This window comes from Acidimicrobiia bacterium, from assembly GCA_040902765.1.
In the GTDB taxonomy this organism is placed as follows: Bacteria; Actinomycetota; Acidimicrobiia; order Spongiisociales; family UBA11373; genus DATKBG01.
In genome coordinates this window covers 73,003-89,546 of the sequence record JBBDWO010000011.1, presented here as the reverse complement: position 1 = coordinate 89,546, position 16,544 = coordinate 73,003, and the positions used below count along the sequence as shown (strand labels likewise).

Genomic DNA, 16,544 nt, shown 5'->3' with positions numbered 1-16,544 from the left:
CGAGGACGGCGCGCCAGGCCGGAGCCGCGCCACGCCGGTGATGGGTCGGTGATACCGCCATCCGTCTCACACTCCTTCGAGCATCCGCTCTGGATGCCGTAAGGCTAATCGCCCGCGGGCGCTGGCTCTCCGGGCGACAGGTCGTTGATGGCGTCCACCATGTAGCGGAGGCGTCCCAGGCTGCGCCGGTCGAAGTGGAGTCTGAGCCGGGGGAGCTCGACGTGGTCGTCGTCGGCGATCTCCGTTTCGGTCGCCTCGATCGCCTCGATGCGACCCGAGGCGAGCATGTCGCCGAACTCGTCGTTCAACCAGGCCAGGTCTTCGTCACCGAGGGGCCGCACCAGGCGCAGCACCAGGCGATCCCCGACGAACCGCTGCGAGTGGTAGTTGGTGTAGAAGCGGGTGATTTCGTCGGCGGCGGCCATTGGGTCGGTGGTGTAGGTGAACAGGTTGAGGTCGTGTGCCGAGATGGTGCCCTTCCGAACCAGGCTGGTCTCCACGAAGTCGAGCCACGGCTGCCAGTATCCGGTGCCCGGCGCTTCCAGCAGGACGATGGGGTGAACGCTCGTCTTGCCGGTCTGGGTCAGGGTGAGCAGTTCGAAGGTCTCGTCGAGGGTCCCGAAGCCGCCCGGAAACAGCGCAAAGGCATCCGACTCCTTGACGAATATGAGCTTGCGGGTGAAGAAGTAGTGGAAGTCGATGAGGCGGTCGGGTTCCACGAACGGGTTGGCGGCGTCCTCGAAGGGGAGTCGGATGTTGACGCCGAACGATCGGCCGGGACCGGCGCCCCGGTTGGCGGCTTCCATGATGCCCGGTCCGGCGCCGGTCACCACCATCCAGTCGCGGCGCTGGGCCATCTCCTCGGCGAAGGAGACCGCCATTCGGTAGTTCGGATCGTCCTCGGGGAGGCGGGCCGATCCGAACACCGAGACCTTGCGTTCGGCCCGGTACTTGCCGAACAGCAGGAAGGCGTTGCGCATCTCTCGCAGTGAGGTGTTGATCAGTTTGAGGTCGCCGCGGTCGGCGGCATCGGCGTTGAGCTGCACCACCGTCGTGAGCATCTCCTCCAGGAGATCCGTGTCGCGTCGGCTGCCGTTGAGGTCAATGGCCTCTGCGATCAGAGCTTGTATCGCCTCGTCGAGCCGGGGATGTCTGGTGCCCGGGGTCGGTTCCATGAGAGTCCCCTACCGGAAGGGCTTGACGTCGGGTCCCCGGCGGGCGACCGCAGCCCACACCGTCTCGTAGTGGTCGCGGTCGAACGGGTCTATGTGGCTGAGCACGAAGCCCTCCCAGGCGCGCCGGAGGGGATCGTCGTCGGCGGCGTGCATGTAGAGCCCGGCGGGGAGTCGGTCGAGCACGGTGCGCAGGCTCATCGGGGTGCCGACACGGGTCCGGGCGTCGGCGGACAGGAACGACTCGTTCACCTCGACGGCGAGTCGGGTGATGACGGTGACGTAGGGGGCCGCCATGCCGGGGTAGCGCCGGGTGAGCATCATCTCCAGCTGGTCCCCGTCGGGAAAGCTTTTCTCCCAGATCACCCAGCGGTCGGCGAAGGCCTTGTTGAGGGTCTGGGTGCCGGCGTAGTCGCGGAGGTCGGTGGGGTTGAGGGTGCCGAAGATGCGGGTGTCCCGGCGCAACCGCACCGTTTCTCCGGTCGGGAGGTCGAGGGCCTGGTACCGATCGAGCAGACCGTGGAGGGCGAACAGCGTCTCGGCTCCTGCGGCATTGAGCTCGGAGAGGTTGATGAGGGCCGGGCCCCGCAGCGCACGCGTGATGTCGCCGTCCTCCCAGCGCGATTCGGTTCCGCCCTTGCCATCGCCATAGAGCTTTACCGATCCGATGAGCGTGATGTCGCGGACCTCGCCGGTGAGCGGGATCCGGTAGTAGGGCATGCGAAGGATGGCGGCGAACTGCTCGAGATCGTGGTCCTTACCCGTCCCCATGTGACCGCGCAGGGCGAGGTGTAGCGGGGTGTCGGCCATCGACTCCCGGCGCACCCGCTCGAAGGCGGCGAGCCGGTAGAGCATGCCGAGATCGACGTAGTGCGGGTCGGGCTCGGGGATCTTGGCCAGTCGCTGGGTGCCGTCGGTGATGTCGTCGCCGAGCTCGTGCAAGGCGAGCCCGATCGGCGCGCCGGCGCCGGTGGGGTCCTCGAAGGTGACGGTGGTGGTCATGAACGCTCCATGTTCGCAGGGCGAGAGGCGCGGTTCGCAATTGGGAGACCGCGATTCGCGATTCGCGATTCGCGATTCGCGATTCGCAAGCGGTACACGATCACTTGTACCTCTCGCCGGCTCCGTGGCCCCACCAGGTGTCTCCGCCCTGCTCGGCGATGCTGCGGCGCAGGGCGCCACGAACCCCTTCGACCATGGCCCGGGTGAGCGACTCGGGGCGGCTGACCACCTCGCTTCGTCCGTAGGCGGCTTCTACGGTGGCGTCGCCGATCCCGACGCCCAGCACCATGGTGCCCGTCTGCTCCACCGCCGCCACCGAGGCGGCCAGCGTCTCGACCGACCCTCGCGTCATCCCGTCGGCGAGGACGATGAGGATCCGCACCTGAGCGTGCCGGGCGGCGAGCCGTTCGGCGGCGTGGCTCACGTTCAACTCGTCGACGTTGGCCGCCTTTTCGAACATCGACACCGGGGGGAAGTCGGTGGGCGACCGGCGCGCCGCCATCCCGGCCTCGGCCGGCTTCGCCGCCGTCCAGAACAGCCCGGCGAGCGTCGGTTCGGTTGCCACCCACCGATCGTCGAACGACTTGACCAGGTAGTGATTGACGGTCCTGGTGAGCCGGTCGGCGGCTCCTCCCTGGCTCCGCCGTAGCGCTCCGCGAGTTCCGTTGAGACGCTCGGTGTAGCTGCGCTCGGTGTCCTCGACCCGGGCGGCGAAGGCGCGGTTGAACAGGGCCACCTCGAACTCCACCTGGAGCTCGTCGCACAGCCTGGCCAGGCTCCAGGCACCGAGTGTCGCCGCCGCCATCGCCCACGGCGCCTTGGAGCCGGTGGGTAGCGGGCGCGGTTGGAGCATGCTCGCCGATCCGTCGACGAGGAGGCTCACCGCATAGGCACGCCGACTCGGCAGGGAGCGTCGCTCGAACATGCGTTGGTACAAGCCGCCTCCCAGGAGCAGTGCGGCATGGGGGGACAGGTCGCCGGCGTCGTAGCCGGAGCGCAGGCCTCGCCGCTGGTTGGCGATGAACAGGGGGTACAGCTCGCCGGAGATGTGCCGCTGCGCCACCCCCCACCGCAGCGCCGCTTCCTCGAGCGCCTCGCGCCCGCGATCGGCGAGTGACCCGAAGCGGTCGGGCACCGGCGAGACGATCAGCTTGCCGCCCTGGCCGGTGGGCAGATAGACGTCGGCCCCTTCGGCGACGCGCAGGATCTGGTCGGTGGCCGGGTCGCCGGCCTCGGTCGTGTCACCGCGCTTGGCCTGGTCGCCCGACATCTGGGCGGCCTGCCGGGCCGAGTCGTACGACTCGGCGTCGCGCAGGATCGGGGTGACCAGCCGTACCGCGTCCACCGCCTCCTCGATCTGGCGTTTCTCCGCCTCTTCGCGGTTGTCGCGTGCCTGCGGGGTTTCGGACGGCGATGCCTCGGTGACCAGCCCGTGCGCCCGGGCCACGGCCAACAGGTTGAGGGCGACGCCGGCCGCCTCCCACGGGCCATCGACGTCGGCGGCATCGCCGAGGAGTCGCCGTGCGTCCTCGAGGGCGGCGGCGACCACCGGCTCGGATCGCCGCTGCAGGTCCTTGACGGTCTGATAGCCGCCGACGGCGAGGAAGCAGGCGAGGGCGAACTGCCCCATGGGGCGGGCAGCTTCCATCGCTGATGGGATAGAGGCGCGGTACAGGTCGGCGAGCACCGACCGGGCGCCGGGGTAGGCGGTGAGGTGCTGGATCTCCTGACGGGCGTCCTCGATGGCGAGGAACATCGCCTCGGCGGCCGGGCCGCCGGCGTGGTCGAGTGCCTCGAGTAGCGCCACCGGGGTGTCGGGCGGTGGCTCCCCGTCGTCCGGCAGCCACTCGGGGGGCACCGGCCGCGCCTCGTCGAAATCGGTGGTGACCAGATGGATCGCTTCGTGGAGTGCGGAGGCGAGGGCCACTTCCGCAGGGGTGACCGGTGCCCGGCGGGCGTAGGCCGCCTGGAAGACGCCAGGGTCCATGACGATCTCGCCGGGCTCGGCACTGGTCCGTGACCCCAGCCGAACCCGCAGGCCCTCATCGTCGGCGAGCGACCGGGCGAAGCGGGTCACCGCCGCCGCTACCCGCTGATATCGGGCGACCACGGCCTCCACCGCCCGCTCTTCGGGGGGCAGGATCTCGCTCAGGAATGCGCCGTCGCGGCTCAGCACAGCCCACGATTGTCCCATGTATGCGCGACGGGTATGCGACGCGAATGTGCCCCGGGTGTCTCCGAGAGGGATACGGCCCGCTACAATCCTCCTGCTGGACCGGAGGCGTGAGCACTCGGTCCCGCATTCACTATGGAGGGAAACAAGTTATGAGTCGCATTTCAATGAGATTGCGACACCTGGCCGTCATGGTCCTGGCGCTGGCGCTCGTCGCCGCCGCCTGTGGCGATGGTGATACCACCACGACGACTGCTGGCGGTTCTGAAGATCCGCTCGGTGTCGTCGAGGTTCAGCCCGGTGAAGCAATCCAGATCCGCGCCCACCAGGCGATCTCCGGCCCGGCCGAGTCGCTCGGTATCGACCAGGTGCGTGGCGTCGAGCTCGCCATCGCCGACTTTGGCGACATTCACGGATTCCCCGTGGACATGGGCGTTGCTGAGGACGACCTCTGCAGCGCAGAGGGTGGACAGGCCGGTGCTCAGGCGATCGTCGCCCAGGGCAATGTGGTCGCCGTGATCGGCACCACCTGCTCGGGAGCGCAGCGCGCTGCAATGCCGGTGTACTCCGCCGCGGGCATGGTGCTGTTCTCGGGTTCCAACACGGCCCCCGACCTGACCTCGGACCTGCAGGGCACTGCCGGTGAGAGCTTCCAGCCGGGCTACTACCGGACCGCACACAACGACCTGTTCCAGGGTGCCGCAGTCGCCAAGTTCGTCTTCGACGAGCTCGGACTGACGCGTGCGGCCGCCGTCCATGACGGTGACCCGTACACCCAGGGGCTGGCCAATGCGTTCCGGAGCGCCTTCGAGACGCTCGGTGGCGAGGTTCCCGTGTTCACGGCGACGTCCGGCACCGCTGGTGCCGATCAGACGGCGCTGTTGACCGAGATCGCCGGGGCAGACGTGGAAGTCGTGTTCTTCCCGATCTTCCCGGGGACGGGTGGTCCTGAGATCATCCAGCAGAAGGACGGCATAGCCGGCCTCGAGGACGTGGTGTGGTTTGGTGCTGACGGCCTGTTCGTCGGTGACTACATCTCGATCCCCGAGACCGAGGGTATGTACTTCTCCGGTCCGGACCTCGACTTCGGCGGCAACGTGAGCGCAACCGGCAAGAACTATGCCGAGATGCGCGCCGCCTACGAGGCTGCGAACGGCGTTGTTCCCCCGGCACCGTTCCACGCGCACACCTACGACGCCACCGTGCTCGTCCTCACGGCCATCCGTGAGGTCGGAGTGGTCGGTGACGACGGCGTGTTGCGGATCGGCCGCCAGGCACTGCGCGACTATCTGGAGACCGTTGCGGACTTCGACGGGCTGATCGGCAAGATCACCTGTGACGAGTTCGGTGACTGCGGTAGCCAGCGCGTGCAGATCGCCTACCACACCGACTCGAGCGTCACTGACATTTCGCTCACCCCGGTGTCGGCGTCGTACACCCGTGCTGACCTGATCGGCATCATCACCGGCGGCTGACCGCCCCAGATCGATGCGATGAAGGGACCCGGCCGAAAGGCCGGGTCCCTTCGCGTTGTGTCCCCCCGGTCCGTCTCGCGCCCTGCCTCGCTATGCTCCCCCGACCATTGGACGAAGGGGAGACCGGTGATGGGTCGGACAACCGCATGGTGACGGGGGTTCGAGCCCAGCGTCGCGCTTTGCGCGCCGACCCGGCGACGGTCGCCGTGGATGTCTTCGTGTTCGCCATGAAGGTTTTCCTCGCCTTCTTCGCCCTCTGGGCCGTCGTGGGGACCATCGTCCTGCAGGTCCAGGGGGAGGGTCTGGGCGCCGACTCCTGGCGTGACGTGGTGGTCGGCGGTCTCGCCACCGGATCCATATACGGGCTCATCGCCCTCGGCTACTCGATGGTCTACGGCATCCTCGGGTTCATCAACTTCGCCCACGGCGAGGTGTTCATGACGGGCGCCTTCAGTGGGTACCTCATGGCCGGCGCGCTGTTCGCTTCGGGCATGTGGGAGGCGAACTTCCCGCTCGCCTTCGTCATCGTTCTCATCGGGGCCGCGCTCACCTCGATGATCGTGGCCATCACCATCGAGAAGGTCGCCTACCGACGGCTCCGGGGCGCACCGCGGCTGATCCCGCTCATCACGTCGATCGGCGTGTCCTTCTTCCTGCAGTACGCCGTCCTGGGGCTGTTCGGCGGGAACATCAAGAGCTACCCACAACTCCCGGTCGGCCTGCGGGAACGGGTCAACGTGCTCGGATTCCAGGTCGAGGGGTCGAAGCTGGTGGTGATCTTCGTCGCCGCCGTCTCCGTGGTCGCTCTCTGGTGGTTCGTCAGCAAGTCCAAGAGCGGCCGGGCCATCCGGGCGGTCGCCGAGGACAGGGAGATCGCCGGACTCATGGGCATCGACGTCAACCGGACGATCGTCAAGACCTTCGCCGTCGGCGGAGCCATGGCAGGTGTCGCCGGCATCATGTGGGCGCTGCTCTTCCGCAACATCTTCTTCCACACCGGGTTCCTCCCCGGGATCAAGGCGTTCACCGCAGCCGTACTCGGCGGCATCGGGAATCTGCCCGGTGCCATGCTCGGTGGTCTCACCCTGGGCATGTTCGAGGCCGCCGGGCCGACCATGATGGCGAGCCTGCGTTGGGCGATTCCTACCTGGGTCGCCCACACGATCGGTGCCGCCGCACTCGCCGGGGCGGTGCGTGGTTTCTTAAGGTTCCGCCAGGGACACGTTCGGGACACGGGGTCCGCCGTCGGATGGATGCTGGTCGGAAGCCTCTTTGCCCTCCTCGCCTTCACCCAACTCCCGGGCTTCCAGGTCGTCATACCCGGCACCTCTCAGCTCAAAGACATGATCGCCTTTCTCGTGCTCATCGGGGTGCTGATGGCCCGGCCGGCCGGTCTTCTCGGTGAACGCCTGGCGCTGGAGGAGCGAGGGTGACCGCCGTCACCACGCAGGTCGGCAGCGCACGCCGCGGCTTTCTCGGCGATGTGACGGCCCGCAGCGTGCTGCGCCGCGGAGCGATCGGTGGCCTCATCGTGGTGTTCATCGCCGCCATCGGCATGTTCGAGACGTTCGACTCCCGCAAGGTGATCGATCCCATTCTCAGCCTCGGGTATGCGGCCATCGTCTGGGTACCGATCCTGTTCGGCTACCTGGTTTCGAAGCGCCAGGAGCTCGAAGGTGTCGAGGTGCCCCCTCCGGGTGCCTACAACATCGTGTCCGGCGGCGCCGTCGGGGCCATCGTCGGCTTCGTCGTCGGTCTCTTCCTGCTCGTCGCCGACGCGGTCCATCTGCGCGACATCTTCCTCAACATCTCGCCGAACATGCGCGAAACCCTCGGCTTCGGCCAGGAGCCGCTCATGGGGGCGATGCTCCTCGTGCTCGCCGGGGCGGCGCTGGCGGCGCTCGGCGGCGCTCTCCATCTGTTGCCGGACCGGTTGCGGGGTCCGCTTCGGACGGCTCTCATCGCCCTGGTGCTGTTCAACTTCGCCGAGCTGGTGATCGGCAACATCCTGCGGGAGCTCGGCGCCGTTGGGGTCGACCGGTTCATCTACCGCCCGTCGCGCGGCCTGAGCATTCCGGCCGCCGTGATCGTGGCCGTCGGGGCCGTCCTGGCAAAGATCGTCCTGGCAGGGCGAGTTCGGGCGGTACGAGAGAAGGTGGTCGGCCAGTCGCAGTCGGCCAAGCGGAGGACGGCGCTCATCGGCGGTGTCCTGTTGGTGGCGATCGGTGCCTTCATGCCGTCACTGTTCGGCACCTACCTCAACGAGCTCCTCTCGAACGTGGGCCTATTCATCCTCCTCGGTCTCGGTCTCAACGTGGTGGTCGGCTACGCCGGCCTCCTCGACCTCGGCTATGTGGCCTTCTTCGCCGTGGGCGCCTACACCACCGCGGTGGTGACCTCGCCGTTGTCACCGTCCTTCACCCCCGAAATGGCGTTCTTCGAGGCCCTCCCGTGGGTGCTGGGGATGGCGGCGGTCGCCGGCCTCGTCATCGGCACACCGGTGATCCGCATGCGCGGCGACTATCTCGCCATCGTCACCCTCGGGTTCGGTGAGATCGCCCGGATCGCCCTCCAGTCCGACTGGCTGGCCAACCTGTTCGGGGCCGCCCAGGGGATCATTCGCATCTCGCCGCTCGGACCCGGGCAGGGGGCCGGGATCCGGGTCTCCTACGGCTACGTCCTCGCCGCCGTCGGCATCGTTCTGCTGGTGATCGGGTTCCTACGGTGGCGTGACGCCCAGCGAGACGTCGCCCCCCTCGACGGAGTCCCGTCGTATACCTCGCGCAGCAGCGTGCTGCTCATGGTCGCGGGTGCGCTCGCCGCCGTGTTGGGGATGCTCTTCCCGACGTTCCTCACCTGGACGATCAATGGCATCAACCCGCCCGCCATGTTCCGGATCGTGCTCGTGTTCGCCGTCCTCGCCGGATTCGTCACCTGGCGCCTCCAGGAGTCGCGGCTCGGCCGTGCCTGGGTGGCGGTGCGGGAGGACGAGCAGGTCGCCCAGACGATGGGGATCAACATCGTCACCACCAAGCTCCTGGCCTTCGTCATCGGGGCGATGCTCGCCTCGTTAGGCGGCGCGTTGTTCGCCGTCAAGCTGGGGACGATCTTCCCGCACTCGTTCCAGATCGTCCAATCGATCATCATCCTGGTGATCGTGATCGTCGGGGGCATGGGAAGCCTGCGTGGCGTCGCCATCGGCGCCGTCGTGCTCATCGGCGTCCTCGGCGGACCGACGCAGCCCGGCCTTCTCCGTGAGTTCGCCGAGTTCAAACTGCTGCTCTACGGCGTGATCCTCATCTGGATGATGCTGCAGCGACCCGAGGGCTTGTGGCCGAGCGCCCGGCGGGCCCGGGAGCTGCACGCCGAGGAGATGATGCAGGATGTCTGGCTCAAGGACGCCGACGGTGAGGCGGAGGAGGCGAAGCCATGACCTCCGCGCTCCTCGACGTGCGTGCGCTGACCAAGCGATTCGGTGGCCTCAACGCGCTCTCCGGCGTCGACCTGATCGTGAACTCCGGCGAGATCTTGTCCGTGATCGGACCCAATGGTGCCGGCAAGACCACCTTCTTCAACATCATCAGCGGCATGTTCCACCCCGACCAGGGTGAGATCTTCTTTCGCGGCGAGGACATCGCGGGCCTTACCCCGGATCAGGTGACCAAGCTGGGCATCGCCCGCACCTTCCAGAACGTGCGCCTGTTCCCCAACATGACGGTCCTCGAGAACATCATGGTCGCCCAGCACTGCCGGACCAGACAGGGCGTGCTGAGCGCACTGCTCAGGAGCCCCGGGTTCCTCCGGGAGGAGGCTGAGATCGAGGCACGGGCGCGTGAGGTCTTGTCCTTCTTCGGTACCCGACTGGCGGGGTACCGCCACGACCAACCCGCCTTCGTCCTCTCCTACGCCAATCGCCGACGGCTGGAGATCGCTCGCGCCATGGCGACCCAGCCCGAGCTGCTCCTCCTCGACGAACCGACGGCCGGTATGAACCCCCGCGAGACGCGAGAGCTCACCGAGCTCATCGGCAAGCTGCGTGACGAGCGAGGGTTCACCATCGTCGTGATCGAACACGACATGAAGGTGGTGCGCGACGTGTCCGACCGGGTGGCGGTACTCGACCACGGCGTCAAGATCGCCGAGGGGTCATACGACGAGGTGTCGAGCGACGACGGGGTCATCGAGGCCTATCTCGGTCGTCCGGCGGCCACCGGGGAGGCGGCGTCGTGACCGAGCGAACCCCGGTTCTCGAGTTCCGTCAGGTCAACACGCACTACGGGCCCGCCCACATCCTCAAGGACATCGACATCGAGGTCTATGCCGGCGAGATCGTGTGTCTGCTCGGGGGCAACGCCTCGGGCAAGACGACGACCCTCAAGACCATCCTGGGGATGGTGCTCCCGACGACGGGCGACGTGCTGCTCGACGGCGAGATCGTGTCCGACTGGTCGACGTCGAAGCGGGTGGAACGCGGGGTGTCGATGGTCCCCGAGAACCGGCGCCTGTTCAAGCGGATGACCGTCAAGGAGAACCTGGAGATCGGCGGCTTCCTTCGCAAGGACAAGGAGAATCTCGATGGCGACATGGAACGCATCTTCGAGCTGTTCCCCCGGGTCAAGGAGCGCCTCGGCCAGAAGGCCGGCACCCTGTCCGGCGGTGAGCAGCAGATGGTGGCCGTGGGTCGTGCGCTGATGGCCCGTCCCAAGGTGCTGCTCATGGACGAGCCGTCGATGGGGCTGGCGCCGATCCTGGTGGCCCAGAACTTCGAGATCATCCAGCAGATCAACGAGGCCGGGACCACGGTTTTCGTCGTCGAGCAGAACGCCAACATGGCGCTGTCGATCGCCGACCGTGGCTACGTCCTCCAAACCGGCCAGATCGTCCTCGCCGACACCGCCGAAGGTCTGCTCGCCAACCCCCAGATGCGTCAGGCGTACCTGGGAGAAGTGGACTAGGGCACGCCTTTGGCGTGCGCCCAGCTTCCAGCTACCGGCTTCCAGCAAGACCGGTCGACGGTGTGGCGTCGGAGGAGCCCCGGAGTGCCGGTACCATCGCCTGCCCCGATGCTCACTGGCTGGGGCCTGGAGACTGGAGCCTGCTCTTGGATCATCAACTCACCACCCTGCCCAACGGCATCCGCGTCATCACCGAGACCATGCCCTCGGTGCGGTCGGTGTCGGTCGGGTGCTGGGTGGACACCGGCAGCCGGGACGAGACCGAGCCGGAGGCAGGTTGCTCGCATTTTCTCGAGCATTTGCTGTTCAAGGGCACGGAGGGACTGAGCGCCCGGGCCATCTCGGAGGCCTTCGACCAGGTAGGGGCGCGGTCCAACGCCTTCACCTCCAAGGAATACACGTGTTACTGGGCGCAGCTACGTGACGAGGACCTCGACATGGGCATGCACCTGCTGGGCGAGATGATGCAGCGCCCTGCCTTCCGTCCCGAGGAGATCGCCTCCGAGGCCCACGTGGTGCTCGAAGAGATCAACATGAACGAGGACGATCCGGCCGACGTGGCCCACGACCAATTCGCCAGGGCTCTCTGGGGGGAACACGTGCTCGCCCGTCCGGTCCTCGGTACCCGCGAGTCGATCACCGCGATGGGGCGCGACATCATCGCCGGCTACTGGGCACGTCGGTATCACCCGTCGACCCTGGTGGTGGCGGTCGCCGGGCATGCCGAGCACGACGACGTCGTACGCATGGTGGAGGATCGCTTCGGTGCCTGGGTGGGTGACGCCGCCGATCACGATCTCGCCCCGCCCGTCATCGAGCCGCGTGTCGGTGTGGTGCGGCGAGACACGGAACAGGCACACCTGGTCCTCGGCGGTGAGGCACTCGATCGGGGGGACGATCGCCGGTTCGCCTTCGGCCTGCTCAACCACGTTCTCGGTGGAGGCATGTCGAGCCGGCTGTTCCGCGAGATCCGGGAGGAGCGAGGACTCGCCTATGCGGTGTACTCGTTCCGGATGCCCTACGCCGATTCGGGAGCTTTCGGGGTGTATGTGGGCACCACGCCCCACCAGGCGCCGTTGGTCCTCGAGATCACTCGCGATGAGCTGACCAAGGCGGTCGATGAAGGTCTCACCGCTGAGGAGCTCGAGCGGGCCAAGGGCCACACCAAGGGGTCCCTAGCGCTCTCGATGGAAGACACCAACAGCCGGATGGTGCGCCTCGGCCGGCACGAACTCACCGGCGTCGACCATCTGTCGCTCGACGAGGCGGTGGCCAGGATCGAGGCGGTGAGCCTCGACGAGGTGCATGCCGTCGCCAAGGACGTCTTTTCCGGCCCGTTCGTCCTCGGTGGCGTCGGACCGTTCGACGCCACCGACCTGGAACGCTTCGTGGCATGATCCGCGTCGCCGTCTCCGGAGCCGCAGGGCGCATGGGTGTGCTCGTTTGCCAGGCGGTCGCCGAAGCGGACGACCTCGACCTGGTCGTCGCCTTCGACCCGTCGCACGCCGACGAGACCATCGCCGGGATCACGGTCACCGACGACACCGACGCGGTGGGCGAGGCCGATGTGGTCGTCGAATTCACCGTCCCGACGATCGTGCTGGACAATCTCGCCCGGTGGCGGGTTCTCGGCGTTCACGCCGTCGTGGGTACCTCCGGATTCGACGAGGCGCGACTCACCGAACTGGGCGGCCGGTGGGGGAGCGGGCCGCCGAACTGCCTCGTGGTCCCCAACTTCTCCATCGGGGCGGTGCTGATGATGCGGTTCGCCGAGGAAGCGTCGGCCCATCTTCCCGACGCCGAGATCGTCGAGATGCATCACCAGGACAAGGTGGATGCCCCCTCGGGGACGGCGATCGCCACCGCCGGGCGGATGGGGCGGTCGGCGGGGGCCGATCCACCCGAGATCCACTCGGTGCGGCTACCGGGCATCGTGGCCCGCCAGGACGTGATCTTCGGTGGGGTGGGCGAGACCCTCACCATCAGCCACGAGACCACGGACAGGCGGTCGTTCATGCCCGGCGTGCTGCTTGCGGTACGCCGCGTCGCCGGACTGCCCGAGCCGGTCACCGTGGGCCTGGAGGCAGTGCTTTAAGCGCTATTCGCGGTTCGCAATTCGCAATTCGCCAGAAGAATTGCGAATTGCGAATTGCGAACCGCGCCTCAGTAGAGCGCGTTCGCCAGAGCCCGGCGATAGGTGCTGGTGAGCGGGTGCTCGGGGCCGAGGAGGCCGAACACGTCGATCATTCCCTGTCGGGCCTCGTCGCGGTGATCGGGGGCGTCGCGAACGACGGCGAGGAGGTGGTCGAGGGCGGGTTCGTACTCGCCCCGCGCCGCGAGTGCCTGGCCGAGTTCGATGCGGAGCGCGTGATCGTCCGGCGTGGCGGCGAGGCGTCGCTCGAGGTCACCGACGTCGGTCCCCTGGGCTGCGGTGACGCGGGCGGCCGCCTCGAGCCGTTCCACTTCGGCGGTGCGGGGGAGCCGACCCAGCACGATCAGTGCCTCGTCGGTCTCGCCGCGGGCGATGAGGATCGAAGCCAGCGACGTCGCCGCCTCCTGATGGTCCGGCACCTGATCCAGCACCTCGCGGTACAGGGCCTCGGCAGCGGGCCCGTCGCCGTCGAATGCGAGGTCGCGAGCCTGATCGGCGAGCAGGTCCATCTCGGTCGGGAGTAGCTGATCGACCCAGGAACGGACCGACGACTCCGGGAGGGCACCGGTGAAGTTCGCCACCGGCTGGCCGTCCTTGAAAGCGAGAACGAACGGGATCGACTGGACCCCAAACTGGGAGGCGAGCTCCGGGTTGGCATCGATGTCAACCTTGACCAGGTCGACGCGGTCGGCGTGATCGGCGGCGACGCGCTCGAGAATCGGTCCGAGTGCCTTGCACGGCTGGCACCACTCGGCCCAGAAGTCCACGACCACCGCGACCTCATGACTGCGCTGCAGCACGGCCTGGCCGAACTGGGTTTGATCGATGTCCTTGACATTGCTCACGGTACTCAGGGTAACGAGCCAGCAGCGGTCGACATTCCCTTCCCAGTGGCTCATGGCTCATGGCTCATGGCCAGAGGAGCTAACAGCTGACAGCTCACAGCCAGAACGGTCTGGCTGTTGGCTGTCTGTTAGCTGTTGACGGTTGACGGTTGACGGTTGACGGTTGGCTGTTAGCGGTAACCTGACGGGATGCAGCCCCCTCTCGGTCGGATCCTCACGGCCATGGTCACGCCGTTCGGCAGCGACGGGTCGGTCGACCACTCGACGTCGTGGGACCTGGCCGAGTTCCTGGTCGCCAACGGTTCCGACGGGGTCGTCGTCGCCGGCACCACCGGGGAGTCCCCGACGCTCACCTCTGACGAAAAGATCGCTCTGGTCCGAACGGTGGTCGAGGCCGTCGGCGGCAAGGCGGTGGTGGTGGCCGGCACCGGGACCTACGACACCGCCGAGTCGGTCCACCTCACCGGGCGGGCCATCGACGCCGGTGCCGCTGCGGTGATGGCGGTGACCCCGTACTACTCGCGGCCCTCCCAGGAGGGTCTGGTGGCGCACTTCAGCGCCATCGCCGATGCGTCGACCGTGCCCGTGCTGCTGTACAACATCCCGTCCCGCACCGGTCGCCTCATCGAGGTGGCGACCCTGGTCCGCCTGGCAGCCCACGGGAACATCCCGGCGGTCAAGGACGCCGTCGGCGACCTCGCCTTCACCACGAAGACCATCGGCGCCTGCCCGGCCGGATTCGCCGTCTACTCGGGTGACGACATTCTGACCCTGCCGATGATGGCGGTCGGTGCCGTCGGTGTCGTCTCGGTGGCATCGCACCTGGCGGGTCCCCAGATCGCCGCCATGGTGGGCGCCGCCGTGGATGGGGATTGGGAACACGCTCGTAGGCTGCACGCCGCGCTGGCGCCGCTGTTCGAGGCGATCTTCCTCGAGCCGAACCCGCAGCCGGTGAAGGGTGCGCTCGATGTCGTCTGGCGGCCCGTCGGCATGCCGCGCCTGCCGCTGGTTCCGGCGGCCGCCGAGACCGTGAAGGCGGTCGAGCAGGCGCTCGCCGCCGCCGCCGAAGCAACTCGATGACCGTCAAGGTCGGATTCCTGGGCGGCCTCGGAGACGTGGGGCGCAACTGCGCCTCGATCGAGATCGACGGCAAGCTGGCGCTCATCGACTGTGGCCTCATGTTCCCGGAGGAGCACATGCTGGGGGTCGACCTGGTCCTCCCTGACTTCTCGTCGGTGGTCGCCCGGGCCGACGACCTCCAGTGCGTGATATTGACCCACGGGCATGAGGACCACGTCGGGGCTCTGTCCTACCTGCTCCCGCAGGTCAACGTCCCCGTCTACGGGACGCCGCTCGCCATCGCCTTCGCCCGGTCCCGTATCGAGGAGGCCGGCATCGAAGCGGACCTACGGCCCGTTCCGACGGGGGAGTGGGTGGAGCATGGCCCGTTCAAGTTCGAGCTGGTGGCGGTGTCGCACTCGATCCCGCAAGGGGCGGGGATCGCCTTCGACACCCCCGAGGGCATCGTCGTCCACAGCGGCGACTTCAAACTCGACCCGTCGCCGATCGACGGTATCCCCACGGATCTGCCGGAGTTCGCCGCGTTGGGCCGCCGCGGGGTGCGCCTGCTCCTCTCCGACAGCACCAACGCCGAGGTCCCCGGATTCGTCCCGTCGGAGTCGACGCTCGCCCAGCCGTTGTACGAGATCGTCATCGAGACTAAGGGCCGGCTGGTGGCGGCGTGCTTCGCCTCGCACATCCACCGGGTTCAGCAGATCGTCGACGCCGCCGTCGATGCCGGACGGTTCGTCGGGTTCATGGGTCGGTCCATGCTGCGCAACGTTCCCACGGCCGAGGAACTGGGACTCATCCGACTCCCGAAGGGTGCGGTGCTGCCTCTCGACGAGCTGTTCAACAAGCCCGCCGAGCAGACGGCGATCATCTGCACCGGCAGCCAGGGCGAGCCGTTCGCTGCCCTGTCGCTCATGGCGGTCGGGGAGCACCGTTCGGTGACGATCGGGGAGGGCGACACCGTCCTGATCTCGGCCAAGCCGATCCCGGGCAACGAGACCAAGGTGTCCCGGGTGATCAACGGGCTACTCAAGCGGGGCGCCCGGGTTTACCACGGCAACAACGCCCGGGTCCATGTCTCCGGACACGCCGCTGCCGACGAGTTGAAGACCTTCATCAACGTGGTCCGCCCGCAGGCGCTGGTCCCGGTGCATGGTGAGTACCGCCACCTTCGGGCGCATGCCAGCCTCGCCGAGGACATGGGTGTCCCGACCGTCACCCTGTGCGAGGACGGCGACGTGGTCGTGCTCGACGGCGACCGTACCCGCGTGGACCGCGGGGCATTCCCCAGCGGCTACGTCTATGTGGACGGCCTCGAAGTGGCGGGGTCCCAGGGCATCATCCGGGACCGGCGTCACCTCTCGGAGGACGGGGTGATCGTGGTCACCCTCATCGTCGATCCTCGCTCCGGTGAGATCGTCCGCGGCCCCGACCTGGAGAGCCACGGCTTCATGGACGATCCGACCGAGGTGTTCGAACGCTGCGCTCGATCCATTCGCGACAGCGTCGCTTCGATCGAGCATCCCGTCGACCTCGAGCAGGTGCAACGCAAGGTGATTTCGACCGTCAATCGGATCACCAAGGCGGAGTCAGGGGGACGCGCCGTGGTGATCCCGGTGGTGCTGGGGATCTGACCTTCGGTCAGATCCGGCTACCGGCTACCGGCTACCGGCGACCAGCTGACAGCCAACAGCTCACA

General features: G+C 67.6%; 13 protein-coding genes. 9 read left to right on the top strand and 4 right to left on the bottom strand.

Annotated elements, in window-relative coordinates; all coding sequences use genetic code 11:
• Positions 1-104 precede the first annotated feature (104 nt).
• The 3 genes from WEA29_03845 to WEA29_03835 form a co-directional block, all read right to left on the bottom strand.
• A complete protein-coding gene (locus tag WEA29_03845) occupies positions 105-1,175 on the bottom strand; it encodes a TIGR00730 family Rossman fold protein (protein ID MEX2322884.1) in 1,071 nt (356 codons plus the stop codon).
• A gap of 9 nt (positions 1,176-1,184) precedes the next feature.
• Entirely contained in the window at positions 1,185-2,174 is a 990-nt protein-coding gene (locus WEA29_03840; GenBank protein ID MEX2322883.1) for an AAA family ATPase, read from the bottom strand.
• Positions 2,175-2,274: 100 nt separating this feature from the next.
• On the bottom strand, positions 2,275-4,368 hold the full coding sequence (locus WEA29_03835) for a hypothetical protein (protein ID MEX2322882.1): 2,094 nt from the start codon (positions 4,366-4,368) through the stop codon (positions 2,275-2,277).
• 146 nt (positions 4,369-4,514) lie between these two features.
• Between WEA29_03835 and WEA29_03830 the strand changes: the two genes are divergently transcribed.
• The 7 genes from WEA29_03830 to dapB all read left to right on the top strand — a co-directional run bounded on the left by WEA29_03830 (position 4,515) and on the right by dapB (position 12,872).
• Positions 4,515-5,822, top strand: a complete 1,308-nt coding sequence (locus WEA29_03830; GenBank protein ID MEX2322881.1) for a branched-chain amino acid ABC transporter substrate-binding protein — start codon at positions 4,515-4,517, stop codon at positions 5,820-5,822.
• A 107-nt stretch (positions 5,823-5,929) separates the two neighbouring features.
• Positions 5,930-7,255, top strand: coding sequence for a branched-chain amino acid ABC transporter permease (locus tag WEA29_03825; GenBank protein MEX2322880.1), 1,326 nt, complete (start codon positions 5,930-5,932; stop codon positions 7,253-7,255).
• The gene (locus WEA29_03820) at positions 7,252-9,255 is read left to right on the top strand and encodes a hypothetical protein (protein MEX2322879.1); all 2,004 of its coding nucleotides are present in this window, start codon (positions 7,252-7,254) and stop codon (positions 9,253-9,255) included. Before WEA29_03825 ends, WEA29_03820 begins: the two co-directional genes overlap by 4 nt.
• Complete coding sequence (locus tag WEA29_03815; protein ID MEX2322878.1) at positions 9,252-10,052, top strand: ABC transporter ATP-binding protein; 801 nt, start codon at positions 9,252-9,254, stop codon at positions 10,050-10,052. The genes WEA29_03820 and WEA29_03815 overlap by 4 nt, the downstream gene beginning before the upstream one ends.
• Positions 10,049-10,777 (top strand): ABC transporter ATP-binding protein, encoded by a 729-nt coding sequence (locus tag WEA29_03810; protein MEX2322877.1) that lies wholly within the window; start codon positions 10,049-10,051, stop codon positions 10,775-10,777. Before WEA29_03815 ends, WEA29_03810 begins: the two co-directional genes overlap by 4 nt.
• A 146-nt stretch (positions 10,778-10,923) precedes the next feature.
• Complete coding sequence (locus tag WEA29_03805) at positions 10,924-12,174, top strand: pitrilysin family protein (GenBank protein MEX2322876.1); 1,251 nt, start codon at positions 10,924-10,926, stop codon at positions 12,172-12,174.
• Positions 12,171-12,872 carry a 4-hydroxy-tetrahydrodipicolinate reductase gene (gene dapB / locus WEA29_03800; protein MEX2322875.1) on the top strand — a complete coding sequence of 234 codons (702 nt, stop codon included), beginning with the start codon at positions 12,171-12,173 and terminating at the stop codon, positions 12,870-12,872. Before WEA29_03805 ends, dapB begins: the two co-directional genes overlap by 4 nt.
• A 68-nt stretch (positions 12,873-12,940) precedes the next feature.
• Here dapB and trxA read toward each other — a convergent pair whose 3' ends face one another.
• Complete coding sequence (gene trxA, locus WEA29_03795) at positions 12,941-13,774, bottom strand: thioredoxin (GenBank protein MEX2322874.1); 834 nt, start codon at positions 13,772-13,774, stop codon at positions 12,941-12,943.
• Positions 13,775-13,963: 189 nt separating this feature from the next.
• On the opposite strand from trxA, the gene dapA reads away from it, so the two are divergent.
• Together dapA and WEA29_03785 are read left to right on the top strand one after the other, a co-directional pair.
• Positions 13,964-14,854 carry a 4-hydroxy-tetrahydrodipicolinate synthase gene (gene dapA, locus WEA29_03790; protein ID MEX2322873.1) on the top strand — a complete coding sequence of 297 codons (891 nt, stop codon included), beginning with the start codon at positions 13,964-13,966 and terminating at the stop codon, positions 14,852-14,854.
• Complete coding sequence (locus WEA29_03785; GenBank protein MEX2322872.1) at positions 14,851-16,479, top strand: ribonuclease J; 1,629 nt, start codon at positions 14,851-14,853, stop codon at positions 16,477-16,479. Before dapA ends, WEA29_03785 begins: the two co-directional genes overlap by 4 nt.
• Positions 16,480-16,544 lie beyond the last annotated feature (65 nt).